Genomic DNA, 14,897 nt, shown 5'->3' with positions numbered 1-14,897 from the left:
CACGCTTGCGAGGGAAGCCGTCACGCTCTGGTCGTCAGAGTTCGTAGTCATGGCAGTCCACTGGCGTTGAGGCCGCAGCGGGCGCGGTGAGTACGCGTGCCGTGCGGCTGGAGTCGGTGGCGAAGCGCTTTTATCGATGGCGTGACACTGATGTCACGCAAAGCGCACCTTCGCTCGAATGGCTCATTTATATCCGAATTCGCAAGCCCGCAACATCGGGTAAAGGCTTAGTAGCCCAAATGTTGCGTGCCTGCAACCGGGCAGGCATGCCAAACCCAACCTAATCAGGGAATTCCAAACGCGCGGATCAATCGGCGCGGCCAGTCGGGCGCGATCAGTCCGGCGCGCCGAACGCCTCCATCTTGCTGGCCAGATGGGTGAGCAACCGGTTGGCCGCGCCGGACAACCGCCGCCCCGCGCGCGTGATGAGATGCGCTTCTGCGCTCGCCAGAATGGGGTGGTCGACGGGCAGGGCGCAAAGCACCCCCGCTTCGATCTCCTGCGATATCGCGAACGCGGGCAGGAACGTCGCGCCCAGCCCGCCCCGCACGAAATGTTTGAGCACCGAGATCGAGTTGGTCGTCACGGTCGCCACTAGGCGATGCTTCTCGGCCTGCTCGGCCAGTTCCATCAACTGTCGTGTGCCGTATGCGCCGTGCATGAGCGCAAGCGGGGTGTCATAAAGATCGTCGAGCTTAAGCGCGGTACCGGCAGGACTGGCGGCGAGTCGTGCGCGCAACGGCGAGTCGGGGGCCACGATGGCGTGCACCGGCTGGCGCATCTGGGCGCGCGAGACGATCTTGGGTTCGGCGGGCGGGTTGTACACGAGCCCGATGTCGGCGTCGTCTTCCGCCACCGCCCGCATGACCTCGTTGGTACCCGCGAGGTCGAGCGTGAGCGTGATGTCTGGATAGCGCTTGCAGAAGTAACGCAGGGGCGCCCCCATCAGATCGCTCACGAATCCTTCGCCCACGGCCAGCCGGATATGACCGCGCCGCAGCCCTCTCACTTCTTGCAGCTTCGCGAGCAAGTCTTCCTGGTGCGCGCGCTGCTCGCGGTAGTACTCCATGAGCAGGCGCCCGGCCTGCGTCAGGTGCACCCCGCGCTTGTGACGCTCGATGAGCGGCAAGGCGAGTTCCGCTTCCAGCAAGGCGATCTGGCGGCTGACGGCGGAGGGGGCGATGTCGAGCCGGTCGGCGGCGGCGCGAATGGTGCCGCACTGCACGGCTTCGAACAGATAGGGCAGGCGATTTTCGTTAATGGCGGGTGTCATGGCCTAAAGACTAATAATTAGAACAAAAATCTTCAAGCGTTGTCATTGAGCGTCGTTTTTTTTCACTCCACACTGCGAAGCATGCGGATCGGCCCCATCGACGGGCAACGAACCCAGGCGAGGCCCGACGACGGTGGCCCGATTCCGCGCCAGATAAGTACGGAGACGCCAGATGATTCCTCCGGGAAACACGCGATTTGGTATCGATCACCCGCTGGTCACGGTGCATGACCACCCGCGGCGTCTGTCGCATTACCAGCGCATGGGGTTCACCCCGTCGCCGGTGTCGTATCACCCGTGGGGAACGGTGACCTCGCTGATGATGTTCGGCAATAACTTCATCGAGCTGATCGGTGTGGACGATGCCCGCAAGTTCGGCACGCTCGCGCAAGGGGATTTCTGTTTCGGCCGGTATCTCGGCAGCTTTCTGGCGCGTGAAGAAGGCGTGTCGCTGGTGGCGTTGCACAGCAAGGACGCCCGCGCCGATCACAGCCGGCTGGCCAATGCCGGGCTCGAATCGCAGGGGTTCATCGACTTTCGGCGGCAGATGACCAAGCCCGATGGCACCCCCGACGAAGCCGTGGTGTCGCTCGGACTGTTTCTCGACGATGACCTTGGCGATGCGTCGAATTTCATCTGTCACCAGCATCGGCCTGAGCTGATCTGGGTGCCGGAGTGGCAGCAACACCCCAACGGGGTGACCGGCATCGTGGGCGTCACTTATGTGGCTCCCGACGCGCAAACATTGCGCCAACTGGCGACGCGCTGGCATCGGATGTACGGCGCGCGTCATGTCGACCTGTATGAAGGCGGCGCGACGGCCGACACGGGATGCGGGCAATTCCGCGCGCTCTCGCCGCAACGCGCCGAAGCGCGATTCGCCGCCGTTGGACTGCCGATGGCACAGGCCACGCGCACGCATGCGGTGGCGATTACGCTGCTCGCGCCGGATCTCGCCCACATCGAGGCGTTATGGCGCGAGAACGGCGTACCGTACGGCTACAACGAGCATGGCCTCGTCGTGGAGCCGGAGTTTGCAGGCAACGTGGTGCTGGAGTTCGTGAATCACTGTCACTGAGACTTCCCCAGTCATTCATTAGTATTCCAATAGATTAACGATCGAAAAGATCGACAACCCTTCGGCACGGGCCGACGGGTGGAAAAACGCGGCATCGCCCGTGGGGCGACGCCATTCTGGCAGTCAAACTGGAGTCAACATGAAAATCATCGGAGTGGTCGGTCTGGGCAATATGGGGCGCGGCATGGCGCTGTCGTTGCAGCGCGGCGGCTTCACGGTGCTCGGTTTCGATCCGTCGCCGGCCGCCGGGGCGGCGCTGGCGGAGGCGGGCATCGGCTTGCGCAATTCGGTCGCGGAACTGACCCGCGAAGCCGACGCGCTCGTACTCTCGCTGCCGACTTCGCAAGTCGTCGAAGCGGTGGTGAACGGTGCCGATGGCATTGCAGCGAATGGCCGCGAAGGGCTGATCGTGATCGACACGTCCACCGCCGACCCGCAAAGCACGCGTGCCTTGGCCGCGACGCTGCGCGAAAAGGGCATCTCGCTGGTCGACGCGCCGGTCTCGGGCGGCCCCAAGGGCGCGCTGAACGGCACGCTCACGATGGTGCTGGGTGGGTCGGTGGACGACATCGCACGCATCGAGCCGGTGCTGGCGACGATGTCGGCCAAGCGCGTGCATATCGGCGACGTGGGCGCGGGTCACGTGACCAAGCTGATCAACAACCTGATGTGCGCCGCGCATCTGATCGTCGCGGGCGAGGCCATGCGTCTGGCCACGGCGGCGGGTGTCGAGCCGGCACAGGTGCTCGAAGGCCTGAACGCAGGCTCGGGCCGCAGCGGCATTACGCAGACCAACTACCCGACGTGGATCCTGAACGACGCCTTCGACTCGGGCTTCACGATGAAGCTCATGCGCAAGGATGTGCGTCTGGCGATGGCGCTCGCCGAGCAAACCGGCACGCTCTCGACGGGTCCGCTGTCGGCCGAAGTCGGCCGCCTGTGGGCGGCCAGCGCGCAGAGCGTCGGCGACGACGAGGACTTCAACCGCATCGTGCAGTTCATCGAAGCCGGTCGCGCGTAATTTCCCCCCATCCATTCACAAGCTGATGCGCCCGTCGTGGGCGCGTCGGCACGCATCGCACGGAGTTAGTTTCATGGCAGATCAACAAGCCGCCGCCTTGCTCGGCGCATTCGCAAAGTTCTTCCCCAACGCCACGACCATCGGCTCGTATGTCAACGGTGAACTGGTCGCAGGCACGGGCGAGAGCGACATCGACATCGTGAACCCGGCCACGGGCCAGACGGTGCTGGCGTACCGTGATGCCGGTGCCGACGTCGTCGCGCAAGCCGCCGAGGCTGCGCAAGCGGCCCAAAAGACGTGGTGGGCACTGACGCACGCTGCCCGTGGCCGTGTGATGCAGGCCATCGGCGCGAAGGTTCGCGAGAATGCCGAAGCGCTGGCCCAACTCGAATCGATCGGCGCAGGCAAGCCGATTCGCGATTGCCGTGGCGAAGTCGGCAAGGTCGCCGAGATGTTCGAGTACTACGCCGGTTGGACCGACAAGTTCTTCGGCGACGTGATTCCGGTGCCGAGCACGCACCTGAACTACACGCGCCGCGAAGCGATGGGCGTGGTGCTGCAAATCACGCCGTGGAACGCGCCGGTGTTCACCTGCGGATGGCAACTCGCCCCGGCCATCGCCATGGGCAACGGCGTGCTGCTCAAGCCGTCGGAACTCACGCCCGCCAGTTCGCTGGCCGTGGCGGCGCTCGCCGAGCAAGCCGGTTTGCCGCGCGGTCTGATCAACGTGCTCGCCGGCTTCGGTCACACGACGGGGCAAGCCGCGATCTCGCACCCGGTGATCAAGAAGGTGGTGTTCGTGGGCTCGCCCGCCACCGGTAGCAAGATCGCCACGGCGGCGGCGCAACGTCTGCTGCCGAGCGTGCTGGAACTGGGCGGCAAGTCGGCCAATATCGTGTTCGACGACGCCGACCTCAAGCGTGCGTGCCTTGGCGCGCAAGCGGCCATCTTCTCGAGCGCCGGCCAAAGCTGCGTGGCAGGTTCGCGTTTGCTGGTGCAGCGCGGCGTGTACGACCAGATGGTTGAAATGCTGGCGCGCGGTGCTGAAAAGATTCGCGTGGGCGAGCCGCTTGACGACGCCACCGAAGTCGGCCCGATCTGCAATCGCAACCAGTATCAGCACGTGATGAACATGATCGACGCCGGTGTGGCCGGTGGTGCGCGCCTGGCGGCGGGCTCGCAGGCTCGCAGCGACGGCGGCTTCTTCGTGCGCCCGACCGTGCTGGCCGATGCGAACAACCAGATGGGCGTGGCGCGCACTGAGATCTTCGGGCCGGTGGTGGTGGCCATTCCGTTCGATACGGAAGAAGAAGCGCTGGCCATCGCCAACGACAGCGAGTTCGGTTTGGCCGGGGCGGTCTGGACGCAAGACGTGGCGCGTGCGCACCGCGTGGCGGCCCAGGTCAATGCTGGGACGTTCTGGATCAACGGCTACAAGACGATCAACGTGGCGTCGCCGTTCGGCGGCTACGGCCATAGCGGTTATGGCCGTTCCAGCGGGGTGGAAGCCCTGTACGAGTACACGCAGACCAAGAGCGTGTGGGTCGAGACGGCCGCCAACCCGGCCACGCCGTTCGGCTACGTCTAAAAAGTTGCCGTTTCAGCCTGCGAGATTTGTGGTCTGAAGGGGTTTTTTACCCGCGTATAATGCCGCCCTTCGGGAGGTTCTGCGCGGGGCGCTGTTACTGTCACCGAGGCGTGCCAACATGTCGCCGCGAGGCGCCGTGGGGGAAGTCCGCAGCAGTCGGGCGGGTGGTGCGTCGAATTTCCTTAACCATCGAATGGTTCGTACGCCGTCCGGTTACCCGGATGGCGCCGAACCGGTTCAATAGCAAGTGCAGTGGAGACCCAGATGGCAGTTATGGAACAAAACGCGGCCAAGCCGCAAGGGGGCGCCTTCAGCGATGGCGTGCGCCTGTATATTTGGGCGATTGTGATTCTCGTCATCGCCGAACTGATTGGTGCTATCAGCATCAACGCCGGTCACGGCAAGATCGTGTTGCTGCCGATGGTCTGGGCACTGCTGCTCGGCGCGGCGTTGGGCCTCGCACAAGGGCGTCTGCCGCGCTTCGCGCAGATCGATCTGCCGATGCAACACAAGGCCGCTGCCATTCTGCAACCGGCCCTGCTGCTCTTCGTCGCCAAGCTCGGCCTGCTCGTGGGCGGCTCGCTGCCCAAGCTCGTCGCGGCTGGCTGGGCGCTCGTGTTCCAAGAATTCGGCCACTTCGTCGGCACGATCATTCTTGGCCTGCCGGTCGCCCTGATGCTCGGCATCAAGCGCGAAGCCATCGGTGCGACCTTCTCGGTCGGCCGTGAGCCGAGCCTGGCGATCATCGGTGAAAAGTACGGCTTCGATTCGCCGGAAGGCCGTGGCGTGCTGGCCGAGTACCTGACCGGTACGATCTTCGGTGCCGTGTTCATCTCGCTGTTCGCAGGCTTTATCGCCAGCCTGAACATCTTCAATCCGCATGCGCTCGCCATGGGTGCCGGTGTGGGTTCGGGCTCGATGATGGCTGCCGCTGCCGGTGCGATTGCCGCACAGCAAACGCCGGAAGTCGCCAAGGAAGTCGCCACGTTTGCCGCGGCGTCGAACTTGATCACGACCACCATCGGGACGTACTTCACGCTGTTCATCTCGCTGCCGCTCGCCGTTTGGGGCTACCGCGTGATGGAGCCGGTGCTGGGCCGTATGACCAAGCGCGGCCGTGCCAATGCCGAAGCTGCTGCCGTGGCCGATGCCGAAGCCGCACAAGAACTCAAGCAAGCCAGCAAGGCCCACACCGTCGACATGAACTTCGGTGCACGCCTGTTCGCATGGGTGTTCTCGGGCGCGCTGGCACTGCTGGGCAACAGCATGGCCTTCAATACGTCGTTTATCGACGGCGTGCCGGGCATGCTGGTCATCATCGGCGCCGTGCTCGTGGGCGAAGCGCTGTACTACGTGACGCGCCGCAAGGTGCCGGCCGTGTGCTGGGTGTCGCTCGTCGCGATGTTCCTGACGTCGCCTGCCTTCCCGTACGCGCCGATCGTCGAGCAGTTCACCGGCAAGATCAACTTCTTGTCGCTGGTGACGCCGATGCTGACCTTCGCCGGTCTGTCGGTCGCCAAGGACGTGCCCGCGTTCCGCAAGCTGGGCTGGCGCATCGTGGTGGTGTCGTTCCTCGCGAATGCCGGTACCTTCATGGGTGCCGCAGTGATCGCGCAGTTCTTCACGCATCCGTAATTGATTTGGTAAGCGGCACGATGCCTTCGGTGCTTCACCCCTGAAGGCAAGCGCTTAAAAAAACGCCACGGCAATTTGTCGTGGCGTTTTTTATTGCGTGGCGCATTGTCACGCCCGGTTCGTGCTTAGCGTTAGGGCTTCGTCGTTGCCGCGTCGGCCTGTGCGCGCTCGTGATAATAGCGGCGGAAATAGGCGCGGATTTCACCGGGCGAGAGCTTGCCGTCGTGATTGACGTCGATCTCGTCGAAGTGCTGATACAGGAACGGTTCGGCGGCAGCGACTTCATCGCGGCTCAGATAGCCGTCGCCATCCTTATCGGCCGCCTTGAAGTAGCGCTCGAACGTGGCGCGGCGGGCTTCGATCTGGCTGCGTTGATACGCGGCCCATTCATTGCGGTCGATCTTGCCGTCGTGGTTGGTGTCGATCGCGTCGAAGGAGCGTTGCAGGTACAGACCCAGTGCGGCGTTCTGATCGGCAGCGTCGCCGTAATCAGGACCCGAGTTGGCGGCTTGCGGAGGCGGTGCCGGTGTCGACGGCACCACGCCGTTGATCGGCGCGCGCGACTGCGCATAACTCGGCAGCGAGACCAGCGACAGCGCGGCAGCACCGGCGCACAGGGTAATGGCGGCAAGCGTCGCGCGGCCGATTCGCCGCGTGCGCAGGGTTTCAATCGTTCCCGTCATGCGTTGGGAACGTTGGCGTTGGGTAGTGGGAGTGGTCATGTCGCACTTTCTCCTGGGTGTCTGGGGGGAATGGCGCGAACGCGCACGCGTACGCGCGATGAAGCGCGAGTGGGCGTAAGCGAGCCGTCGGTGGATTAGCGGCGGCGGTCGTTCGTAATCACGTTACCGATCACACCGCCGACGACGGCGCCACCGACGGTGGTACCCAAGTCGCCGCCGGAGATCAGTGCACCGCCAAGCGCGCCGACACCGGCACCCACGGCCGTGTTACGTGATTCACGCGGTGTCATTCCACCGCAACCTGCCAGCGAGCCGATCAGCGCGGCCCCGATGAGCAGGGTGCCGGCAGCGCGCGAGATCCGTTGTTGTGTCGTATTCATGAAGCTTGACTCCTTCAAAGGGGCACGGTGCCCCGGGACTGGCAAGCCGCACTCGACGGTGCGGGCTTGCTGTTCGTAATGTCGTGCTGGCCCAGGTGGCCTCGCCGACATCGGTGTGCGATCAGTGAGCCGTCTCCGAGCCCGGGGTCGGCGCACCCATGCCGTTAGCCGGGTACGTCTCCTGATAAGCAGGCGGCGGGGGCGGCGGCGGATACGGGCGGCCCTGGGCATCGGACGGATACGGGCGGCCATAGCCATCCGTTGGCGGGTACGGGCGTCCGTAGGCATCGGTTGCCGGGGCCACTGGCGGCGGCGGGGCGGCATACGGGCTGCATGGCGTACCGGCCGCGTACGGCGGCGGCCCGCACTTCGGGTCGTACGCCGGGTTCGTTGCCTCGTTGCCGCGATACGGCAAGCGAGGCTGCGGCGGCGCTTCGTACGCACAACCCGCTAAGGTGAGCAGCACGGCAACCAAACCTGCTGCCGTTGCCGCGGATGCCATCCGCCGCGTCGATGGGCTCGACAGGCGTGTGGCTGCGTGATTGGTATCGGTAAGACTCATTCGGTTGTTTCGCATCATGACCTCCTTGCGAGGGCAGTGTTGATCCCACCCGTCGTCATCATGGATCGACAATGGTTCGACGCTCGATGAGTGAATAAGATCGCGCGATCTTGTAAGTCTTTGTAATGGCCTTGCGGGGCTTGGCTTTGCTAGCCGTCCCGATCCGTCGCGAGTGGGTACGCAGTCAGCGGTTATTCGCGGCAGTACATGTGATGTACTCCGAACGATGTAGGAAGCCGCTGACAAGCGATGCAGGTGAATGGTGTAGGACGCGTGGATGACGCTATGAATCACGGCAATTACACGTCGCAGAAACGCGTTATGAGACACGTCAGAGATACACGTCAAGGAGATACGTCGCTGCGTGCGCCGCTGCGGTGCACGGCACAGGCGAGCGAGCCGAGGACCAGACCAAGCGCGCAGACGCCGTCCCATCCCCATGCGCTCCACGCCATCACGCCGAGCGCCGAGCCCGCCGAGCCCATCAAAAAGTAGACCGTCATATAGAGGGTGTTGAGGCGGCTAGTGGCGTCGGCATCGAGCGCGTAGATGCGTGTCTGGTTAGCGATCTGCGCGGTCTGCATGCCCAGATCGAGCACGATCACGCCGAGGGCAAGGCCCACGAGACTCGTCTGTCCTGCCCACAGCGCACCGAACGACAGCACCACCGCGCCGATCCCGATCCATAGCACGCGATGCGGTCCGCCGTGATCGGTGTGGCGTCCGGCAAGCGGGGCCGCGAGGGCGCCCGCAATGCCGATGACACCGAACGTACCCGCCACGCCCGCATGCTGACCATGCACCGGGCTGGCAAGCCAGAGCGCAAGGGTGGACCAGAAGGCACTGAAGGCCGCAAACAATAGCCCGCCGATGAGCGCCGATTGCCGCAACGCGCGATGTCGCGCAAACAGGGTGATCATCGAGCGCAACAACGCGGTGTACGTCATGGATGTCGTCGGTGGTGCGTACGGCAGCCGACGGCCGAGCAGGGCGGCTAAACACAGCATGGCGGCGGCCGCCACCGCAAACATCGCCCGCCAATGCCACCAGGTCGCCACCCATCCGGCCAACGTGCGAGCGCCGAGAATGCCGATGAGCAAACCGCTCACCACCGTGCCGACCACTGCGCCACGCCGCGCGGGCGGTGCCAGTTGCGCTGCCATCGGCACGATGTGCTGTGCGACGGTGCCTGTCACACCGATGGCGAAACTCGCGACGACGAGTGCCGCAAATTGCGTAGCTACGGACGCGGCGATCAGCGCTGCGCACAGGCCGACCATTTGCCAGACGATGAGCCACCGACGGTCTGTCACGCGATCCCCCAATGGCGTGAGCAACAACAAACCCGTCGCGTATCCCAGTTGTGCTGCTGCGGGTATCAGCGACAGCCGCCAGCCCGACGTGTCGAAGTGTTCACCGATATGCCCCAGCATCGGATGGCAGTAGTTGAGATTGGCCACCGCCAGCCCGCAGGCGATCGCCATCAGCCAGATATCGGCGCGCCCGAGCGGCGTCGTCGATGAGCGAGATGAAGGATCTGAGGGCGGAAGAGTGGGCAGGTGTGGCACGTGGATTCGCGTATTTCTTCGTATATGAACGCGGCAGAAGGTCCACATCCTAGGGACGATGAAGAGGGCTGTGGGGATAGCCCGTTAATCATCAGACAAGTCCCATCGGGCCATGCGTGTAATACGCGGTAATCCAGCGCATAACGCGATGTCTGTCATCGCAAACCGCGTTGTATGCGTTGGAATACCGGGAAAGTCCGGGGGAGTGTTTGCGCTTAGTTTTCGCCGCAAGCTGCGTGCGCGCTGGCATACTAGCCCCGCTGACGTTCGGTATTGCCTCAGCTGAGGTCAAGAAATTTCGATTGAGGTGCGCGGCTTACCCGCGCAGGCTTACTCATGCCACAAGTCAAGAAAGAAGACATTCGTCTGGCCATCCTCGAAGCGTCGCACGCCCTGTTTCTCGAGAAGGGATACGTCGACACCACGATGGTGCAGATCGCCAAGCGCGCCGGTATTTCGCACGCGAACATTTACAGCTACTTCACTGCAAAGCTGCAAGTCTTCTTCTGCGTCTACGAGCGCTGGTTCAAGGCGCGTATTTCCGCGCTCGAAGCCGAGGTACTCGCGGCACACGGCGCGCAAGCGCGCATGCGCCGCTTGCTTGCGGGCGTGCTAGTCGAGACGCCACGGCTCGACAACGGTTTTTCGCACAACTTGGTGCAGGCGCTCGCCACCGTGAGCCCCGGCGATCCGTACGATCCCTCGCTGCTTCAGTGGTTTCGCGAGCGGCTCTCGGCGATGCTCGCCGCCAGCGCCCCGAGCCTGGCCCGTGACAGCGTGCGGCGCGCACGGCTGGTCGACATGCTCGTGCTGACCTTCGACGGCTGCCTCGTCAATCATCATGTCAACCCGGCCTCGCTGCCGGACGTGGCGATGCTCGAAGAGTTCGTCGCCGCCTTCTTGTCGGCCGAGCCTGCCGACGCAACGCCGATGCCGCAGGGGGGAGGGGCGGGTTCGCCGTCCCCGGCGGCCGCGGCCTGAACGGGATCCCGATGCGTTCATTGCCCTGGACTGCCCTCAACCTCGGGCGAAAGCTCAAGTTCCATCAACTCCAAGTCTTCGATCGCGTGCTCGAAACGGGCTCGCTGGTGCGCGCCGCCAACGAGACGGGGCTTACGCAACCTGCGGTTAGCAAGATCGTGCATGAGCTGGAGGCCTGCTTTGAAGGGCCGCTATTCGTGCGCAGCAACCGGGGGATGCAGCCTACCGAGCTAGGCGAGTTGCTCGGCCATCGCGTGAAATCGTTGATGGCCGAGTTGCGTTATCTGACCGATGAAGTCAACGCGTTTAGCGCGGGCACGAGTGGTCACGTGATCGTGGGGACGCTGATCTCGGCCTCGGCCGACTTGTTGCCGCGCACGATTGCGATGCTCAAGTCGCGTGCGCCGGGCGTGCTGGTGACGGTGCGCGAAGCCACGACGGCGCAGCTATTCCCGGCGCTCGCGAGTGGCGATCTGGACATCGTCGTCGGGCGGCTGCCCGAGCGGGCGCTCCCGGTGGCCAACGCTTTCGCGCTGACGCACGAAATCCTTTTCAATGAATCGCTTTGTGTGGTCGGTGGCGTGCGCCACTGGCCCGCTTCGCCTGAGCGCGTGCCGTTGGCGCAGTTGCGCGAAGGCGCATGGATTCTCCCGGTGCCCGAGTCGCCTTCGCGGCTGGCGGCCGAACGCCTCTTTCACGACGCGGGGTTGCTGCTGCCGGAAGACGTCGTCGAATCGCTATCGATCCTGACCAACATCGGCTTGATGCTCGAATCGCCACGGGTGGCGCTGATGCCGCGTGCCGCGGCGAAGCCGTTTGTCGATTCGGGGCTGCTGCGAGTGCTGGCCGACACGGTGTCGGGCAGCTTCGGTGACGTGGGCTATTCGCTGCGCTCGGATAAGCAGCCGAGCCCGGCGTGCGAGCGCTTCGTCGCTTGTCTGCGCGAAGCCTGCGGCCTGAAGCCCTGAGGGTGATGCACGAGGAAGGGCGCTAAAAGGCAGAGCGGCGCATCGGACGATGCCGATGGCCGCTCTCGAACGTGCACATAAGACGACGCGATGTCGGCATCAAAGGCCGGCAAGCGCCGAAACCAGTCCCGGGTTCTGTTGAACGAGGCGAATCAGGCACACGGCCTGCGCATTGGGCCGCGCCCGGCCTTGCTCCCAGTTTTCCAGCGTGCGCGGGTTGGTTCGCAAGTAATGCGCAAAGACATTGCGCGACATGCCCAGATGCTTGCGCAAGGCGAGCAATTCCTCTGGAAAGACTTCCAACTTGGGTAACGGGGTACGTGGCAGTTCTTTGATGTTGAGCGGTAAGTCCGCTGGGAGTCCGCTGTTGACGTGCGCCGGCTCGGTAGGCGGTGGCGCACCGGTGTCCTGCGAGAGCAGCCAGCGGAACGGATTGGAAGGCGTATTCGAGTAAGCCATAGTCCTGCCCGGTGTCAGTGGGTGAGTTGAATGGAAAGCGTGGAAAGCGCGGGTCGCGCCAAGCGCATGAAGTCAATCAAGCGGGACCGATTGCAACACAACGTTTGTCCGGGCGCTTTCACAAAACTCTCGTGATTTTCGCGTCTGACACCTATCGAGTACTACGCACTCAGGTGATGCCTGAGTGCCGCAGAGTGGTGCTGCGCACGCCTCGCATGCGCAATTTCCGACATTTCGAATCAGACTCACACGCCCAGATACGTCTGCAATTGCGCCATGTCGCGACGCAGGCCAGACGAGTCGCCCTGCCAAGCCACACGGCCTTTGTCGACGATGTAGTGGCGGTCGCCAAGCTCGAGCATCGGCGCCAGATTCTTATCGATACAGAGAATCGACAGGCCGCTGCCTTTGAGTTGCTTGAGGCATTGCCAGATTTCACCGCGGATGAGCGGCGCGAGACCCTCAGTCGCCTCGTCGAGAATGAGCAATTTCGGATTCGTCATCAGCGCCCGCCCGATCGCGAGCATCTGCTGCTCGCCCCCCGAGAGATTGCTGCCGAGATTCTTCTCGCGCTCGCGCAAGCGGGGAAACAGTTCGTAGATGCGTTCGAGCGTCCACGGCGACGAGGCCCCGTGACGGTTGCCCGCCGTCGCGACGAGATTCTCACGCACCGTCAACGTCGGGAAAATCTGACGGCCTTCCGGCACGAGGCCCATGCCAGCGCGCGCGATGCGATGCGACGGGCTGGCGTGAATCGGCTGGCCATCGAAGACGATCTCGCCGCGCGCCGGGCGCATCAGTCCGGTAATCGACTTCACCGTCGTCGACTTGCCCATGCCGTTGCGCCCGAGCAGCGTGACGAATGCCCCGCGCTCGATGTCCAGTTGCATGCCGAACAGCGCCTGACTCGCCCCGTAGTACGACTCGACGCCGGCCAAAGACAACAGAGTGCTCATGCCGTCGCTCCCAGCATTTCGTTGCGGGTTTCGTCCCCGAGATAGGCTTCGCGCACGCCCGCGTCGTTGCGGATCGTGTCGGCGTCGCCGCAGGCGATGGCGCGGCCGTAGACCAGCACTGTGATGCGATCGGCCAGCGCGAACACGGCGTCCATATCGTGTTCGACCAGCACGATGCCGTAATCACCCTTGAGTTCGGCGAGCAGGTGCGTCATTTGCTCCGATTCGGCTTGCGACATGCCGGCCATCGGCTCGTCGAGCAGCAGCAGCTTCGGCTGCCCGGCAAGCGCCATGGCCAATTCGAGTTGCCGATGCTCGCCGTGCGCGAGTGCGGAGGCGGGCACGTTCATGCGCGCGGCCAGCCCGGTGCGGGCCAAAATCTCGCGTGCCGGTTCCACGAGCGAGGCCTGACGAATGGCCGGACGCCAGAACCCGAAACTGTGACCTTGCATCGCCTGCACGGCCACCAGGACGTTTTCCAACGCGGTGAATTCGCGAAACACCGACGTGATCTGATACGAGCGGGCGAGCCCGGCCCGCGCACGCTGCTCGATCGGCATGCCGGTGATGTCGCGCCCATTGAAATGAATCGAGCCTTCGTCAGAGCGCAACTCACCGGCCAACTGGCCGATCAGCGTGCTCTTGCCTGCCCCGTTGGGGCCGATGATGGCGTGCAGTTCGCCGGGGGCCACGTCCAGACAGAAGTGATCGGTGGCCGTCAGCCCGCCGTAGCGTTTGATCAGTTGGTCGACTTTGAGCAGGCTCATGCTTTGCCCTCCACGGTGCGCGCGCGACGCGCCAGACGCACTTGCAGGTCGCCGAGCAGCCCGTACAGGCCACGCCGCGAGACGAGCACCGACACCACGATCAGCGGCCCGAAGATGATCATCCAGTGTTCGGTCAGCCCCTTGAGCCCTTCTTCGATCAGCAACATGGCGGTGCTGCCGAGCACCGGGCCGAAGAACGACCCGAGCCCGCCCAGCACGACCATCACGATCAGCTCGCCCGATGCGGTCCACGCCATATAGGCGGGCGAGACGAAGTGCGTGAGGTTGGCGTAGAGCATGCCTGCGACGCCGCAGACCATGGCGCTGATGACATACGCCACCAGCTTGTAGCGCAGTGTGGGGTAGCCCAGCGCGCGCATACGGCGGTCGTTCTGGCGGCTGCCGCGAATGACCATGCCGAAGCGTGCATCGACCAAGCGGCGGCCCGCCCATACACACAGGCAGAGCACGGCGAAGGCCACGTAATACAGCACGGCCGGGTCGTCGAGCGACACATTGCCGAAGCGGCTGCCAGCGGCCACGGGCAAGCCGTCGTCGCCGCCGTACTGCTTCAGACCGACGGCGAGAAAGTAGAACATCTGCGCGAACGCGAGCGTAATCATGATGAACGCGATACCGGTCGTGCGCAGCGAGAGCAGGCCGGTGAGTGCCCCGACAAGCGCGCACACCACCAGCGTCACGCCGAGATGCACGAAGCCGTTATCGATACCGTGAAAGCTCAAAATGCCGACGACATAAGCGCCCAGCCCCAGATAGAGCGCATGGCCGAAGCTCACCATGCCGCCGTAGCCGAGAATCAGGTCGAGCGAGACGGCCGCAATGGCGAACACGACGATGCGCCCGAATAGGGTGAGATAGAACGGCTGTTGCACAGCCGCGGCGTACAAGGGCACCAGCGCCAGAAAGGCCAGCAACAGCAGCGGCACGGCGGTGCGAAGATTCAGTTTCATTTCCATC

15 protein-coding genes are annotated in these 14,897 nt (G+C 64.0%); 6 read left to right on the top strand and 9 right to left on the bottom strand.

The window, feature by feature from the left end; genetic code table 11:
- Positions 1–334: 334 nt before the first annotated feature.
- A complete protein-coding gene (locus tag PPN31114_RS21285) occupies positions 335–1,273 on the bottom strand; it encodes a LysR family transcriptional regulator (protein WP_150681501.1) in 939 nt (312 codons plus the stop codon).
- 172 nt (positions 1,274–1,445) lie between these two features.
- On the opposite strand from PPN31114_RS21285, the gene PPN31114_RS21280 reads away from it, so the two are divergent.
- The 4 genes from PPN31114_RS21280 to PPN31114_RS21265 all read left to right on the top strand — a co-directional run bounded on the left by PPN31114_RS21280 (position 1,446) and on the right by PPN31114_RS21265 (position 6,595).
- Positions 1,446–2,351: a VOC family protein gene (locus PPN31114_RS21280; protein ID WP_150681500.1), complete on the top strand. Its 906-nt coding sequence runs from the start codon at positions 1,446–1,448 to the stop codon at positions 2,349–2,351.
- A gap of 100 nt (positions 2,352–2,451) precedes the next feature.
- Entirely contained in the window at positions 2,452–3,372 is a 921-nt protein-coding gene (locus tag PPN31114_RS21275; protein WP_281351014.1) for an NAD(P)-dependent oxidoreductase, read from the top strand.
- 73 nt (positions 3,373–3,445) lie between these two features.
- Positions 3,446–4,960, top strand: coding sequence for an aldehyde dehydrogenase family protein (locus PPN31114_RS21270; RefSeq protein WP_150681498.1), 1,515 nt, complete (start codon positions 3,446–3,448; stop codon positions 4,958–4,960).
- Between the two features lie 264 nt (positions 4,961–5,224).
- Entirely contained in the window at positions 5,225–6,595 is a 1,371-nt protein-coding gene (locus tag PPN31114_RS21265) for a DUF3100 domain-containing protein (protein ID WP_150681497.1), read from the top strand.
- 131 nt (positions 6,596–6,726) lie between these two features.
- On the opposite strand, the gene PPN31114_RS21260 is transcribed toward PPN31114_RS21265, so the two are convergent.
- The 4 genes from PPN31114_RS21260 to PPN31114_RS21245 form a co-directional block, all read right to left on the bottom strand.
- Positions 6,727–7,317: an EF-hand domain-containing protein gene (locus PPN31114_RS21260; protein WP_246182678.1), complete on the bottom strand. Its 591-nt coding sequence runs from the start codon at positions 7,315–7,317 to the stop codon at positions 6,727–6,729.
- Positions 7,318–7,412: 95 nt separating this feature from the next.
- Complete coding sequence (locus tag PPN31114_RS21255; RefSeq protein WP_150681496.1) at positions 7,413–7,658, bottom strand: glycine zipper 2TM domain-containing protein; 246 nt, start codon at positions 7,656–7,658, stop codon at positions 7,413–7,415.
- A 121-nt stretch (positions 7,659–7,779) separates the two neighbouring features.
- The gene (locus PPN31114_RS21250) at positions 7,780–8,220 is read right to left on the bottom strand and encodes a hypothetical protein (RefSeq protein ID WP_150681495.1); all 441 of its coding nucleotides are present in this window, start codon (positions 8,218–8,220) and stop codon (positions 7,780–7,782) included.
- Between the two features lie 344 nt (positions 8,221–8,564).
- The gene (locus PPN31114_RS21245) at positions 8,565–9,704 is read right to left on the bottom strand and encodes an MFS transporter (RefSeq protein ID WP_246182677.1); all 1,140 of its coding nucleotides are present in this window, start codon (positions 9,702–9,704) and stop codon (positions 8,565–8,567) included.
- 420 nt (positions 9,705–10,124) lie between these two features.
- Between PPN31114_RS21245 and PPN31114_RS21240 the strand changes: the two genes are divergently transcribed.
- On the top strand, positions 10,125–10,769 hold the full coding sequence (locus PPN31114_RS21240) for a TetR/AcrR family transcriptional regulator (RefSeq protein ID WP_150681493.1): 645 nt from the start codon (positions 10,125–10,127) through the stop codon (positions 10,767–10,769).
- A gap of 11 nt (positions 10,770–10,780) precedes the next feature.
- Positions 10,781–11,737: a LysR substrate-binding domain-containing protein gene (locus tag PPN31114_RS21235; RefSeq protein WP_150681492.1), complete on the top strand. Its 957-nt coding sequence runs from the start codon at positions 10,781–10,783 to the stop codon at positions 11,735–11,737.
- A 99-nt stretch (positions 11,738–11,836) separates the two neighbouring features.
- Here the strand turns inward: PPN31114_RS21235 and PPN31114_RS26470 are convergent, their stop codons facing one another.
- The 4 genes from PPN31114_RS26470 to PPN31114_RS21215 form a co-directional block, all read right to left on the bottom strand.
- Positions 11,837–12,196, bottom strand: a complete 360-nt coding sequence (locus tag PPN31114_RS26470) for a helix-turn-helix domain-containing protein (protein WP_246182676.1) — start codon at positions 12,194–12,196, stop codon at positions 11,837–11,839.
- Positions 12,197–12,441: 245 nt separating this feature from the next.
- Positions 12,442–13,152, bottom strand: coding sequence for an ABC transporter ATP-binding protein (locus tag PPN31114_RS21225; protein WP_150681491.1), 711 nt, complete (start codon positions 13,150–13,152; stop codon positions 12,442–12,444).
- Complete coding sequence (locus tag PPN31114_RS21220) at positions 13,149–13,919, bottom strand: ABC transporter ATP-binding protein (RefSeq protein WP_150681490.1); 771 nt, start codon at positions 13,917–13,919, stop codon at positions 13,149–13,151. Before PPN31114_RS21220 ends, PPN31114_RS21225 begins: the two co-directional genes overlap by 4 nt.
- Positions 13,916–14,890, bottom strand: a complete 975-nt coding sequence (locus PPN31114_RS21215) for a branched-chain amino acid ABC transporter permease (protein WP_150681489.1) — start codon at positions 14,888–14,890, stop codon at positions 13,916–13,918. Before PPN31114_RS21215 ends, PPN31114_RS21220 begins: the two co-directional genes overlap by 4 nt.
- Between the last annotated feature and the right edge of the window lie 7 nt (positions 14,891–14,897).

The organism is Pandoraea pneumonica, assembly GCF_902459645.1.
GTDB classification, from domain to species: domain Bacteria; phylum Pseudomonadota; class Gammaproteobacteria; order Burkholderiales; family Burkholderiaceae; genus Pandoraea; species Pandoraea pneumonica.
Note: the sequence above shows the minus strand (reverse complement) of the source record. Positions and strands in the feature narration are given on the sequence as shown.

Excerpts from the sequence above, each read along its gene's own strand:
- PPN31114_RS21285 (WP_150681501.1), bottom strand. The coding sequence starts at position 1,273 with ATGACACCCGCCATTAACGAAAATCGCCTGCCCTATCTGTTCGAAGCC.
- PPN31114_RS21280 (WP_150681500.1), top strand. The coding sequence starts at position 1,446 with ATGATTCCTCCGGGAAACACGCGATTTGGTATCGATCACCCGCTGGTC.
- PPN31114_RS21270 (WP_150681498.1), top strand. The coding sequence starts at position 3,446 with ATGGCAGATCAACAAGCCGCCGCCTTGCTCGGCGCATTCGCAAAGTTC.
- PPN31114_RS21265 (WP_150681497.1), top strand. The coding sequence starts at position 5,225 with ATGGCAGTTATGGAACAAAACGCGGCCAAGCCGCAAGGGGGCGCCTTC.
- PPN31114_RS21260 (WP_246182678.1), bottom strand. The coding sequence starts at position 7,317 with ATGACCACTCCCACTACCCAACGCCAACGTTCCCAACGCATGACGGGA.
- PPN31114_RS21255 (WP_150681496.1), bottom strand. The coding sequence starts at position 7,658 with ATGAATACGACACAACAACGGATCTCGCGCGCTGCCGGCACCCTGCTC.
- PPN31114_RS21250 (WP_150681495.1), bottom strand. The coding sequence starts at position 8,220 with ATGAGTCTTACCGATACCAATCACGCAGCCACACGCCTGTCGAGCCCA.
- PPN31114_RS21245 (WP_246182677.1), bottom strand. The coding sequence starts at position 9,704 with ATGGCGATCGCCTGCGGGCTGGCGGTGGCCAATCTCAACTACTGCCAT.
- PPN31114_RS21240 (WP_150681493.1), top strand. The coding sequence starts at position 10,125 with ATGCCACAAGTCAAGAAAGAAGACATTCGTCTGGCCATCCTCGAAGCG.
- PPN31114_RS21235 (WP_150681492.1), top strand. The coding sequence starts at position 10,781 with ATGCGTTCATTGCCCTGGACTGCCCTCAACCTCGGGCGAAAGCTCAAG.
- PPN31114_RS26470 (WP_246182676.1), bottom strand. The coding sequence starts at position 12,196 with ATGGCTTACTCGAATACGCCTTCCAATCCGTTCCGCTGGCTGCTCTCG.
- PPN31114_RS21225 (WP_150681491.1), bottom strand. The coding sequence starts at position 13,152 with ATGAGCACTCTGTTGTCTTTGGCCGGCGTCGAGTCGTACTACGGGGCG.
- PPN31114_RS21220 (WP_150681490.1), bottom strand. The coding sequence starts at position 13,919 with ATGAGCCTGCTCAAAGTCGACCAACTGATCAAACGCTACGGCGGGCTG.
- PPN31114_RS21215 (WP_150681489.1), bottom strand. The coding sequence starts at position 14,890 with ATGAAACTGAATCTTCGCACCGCCGTGCCGCTGCTGTTGCTGGCCTTT.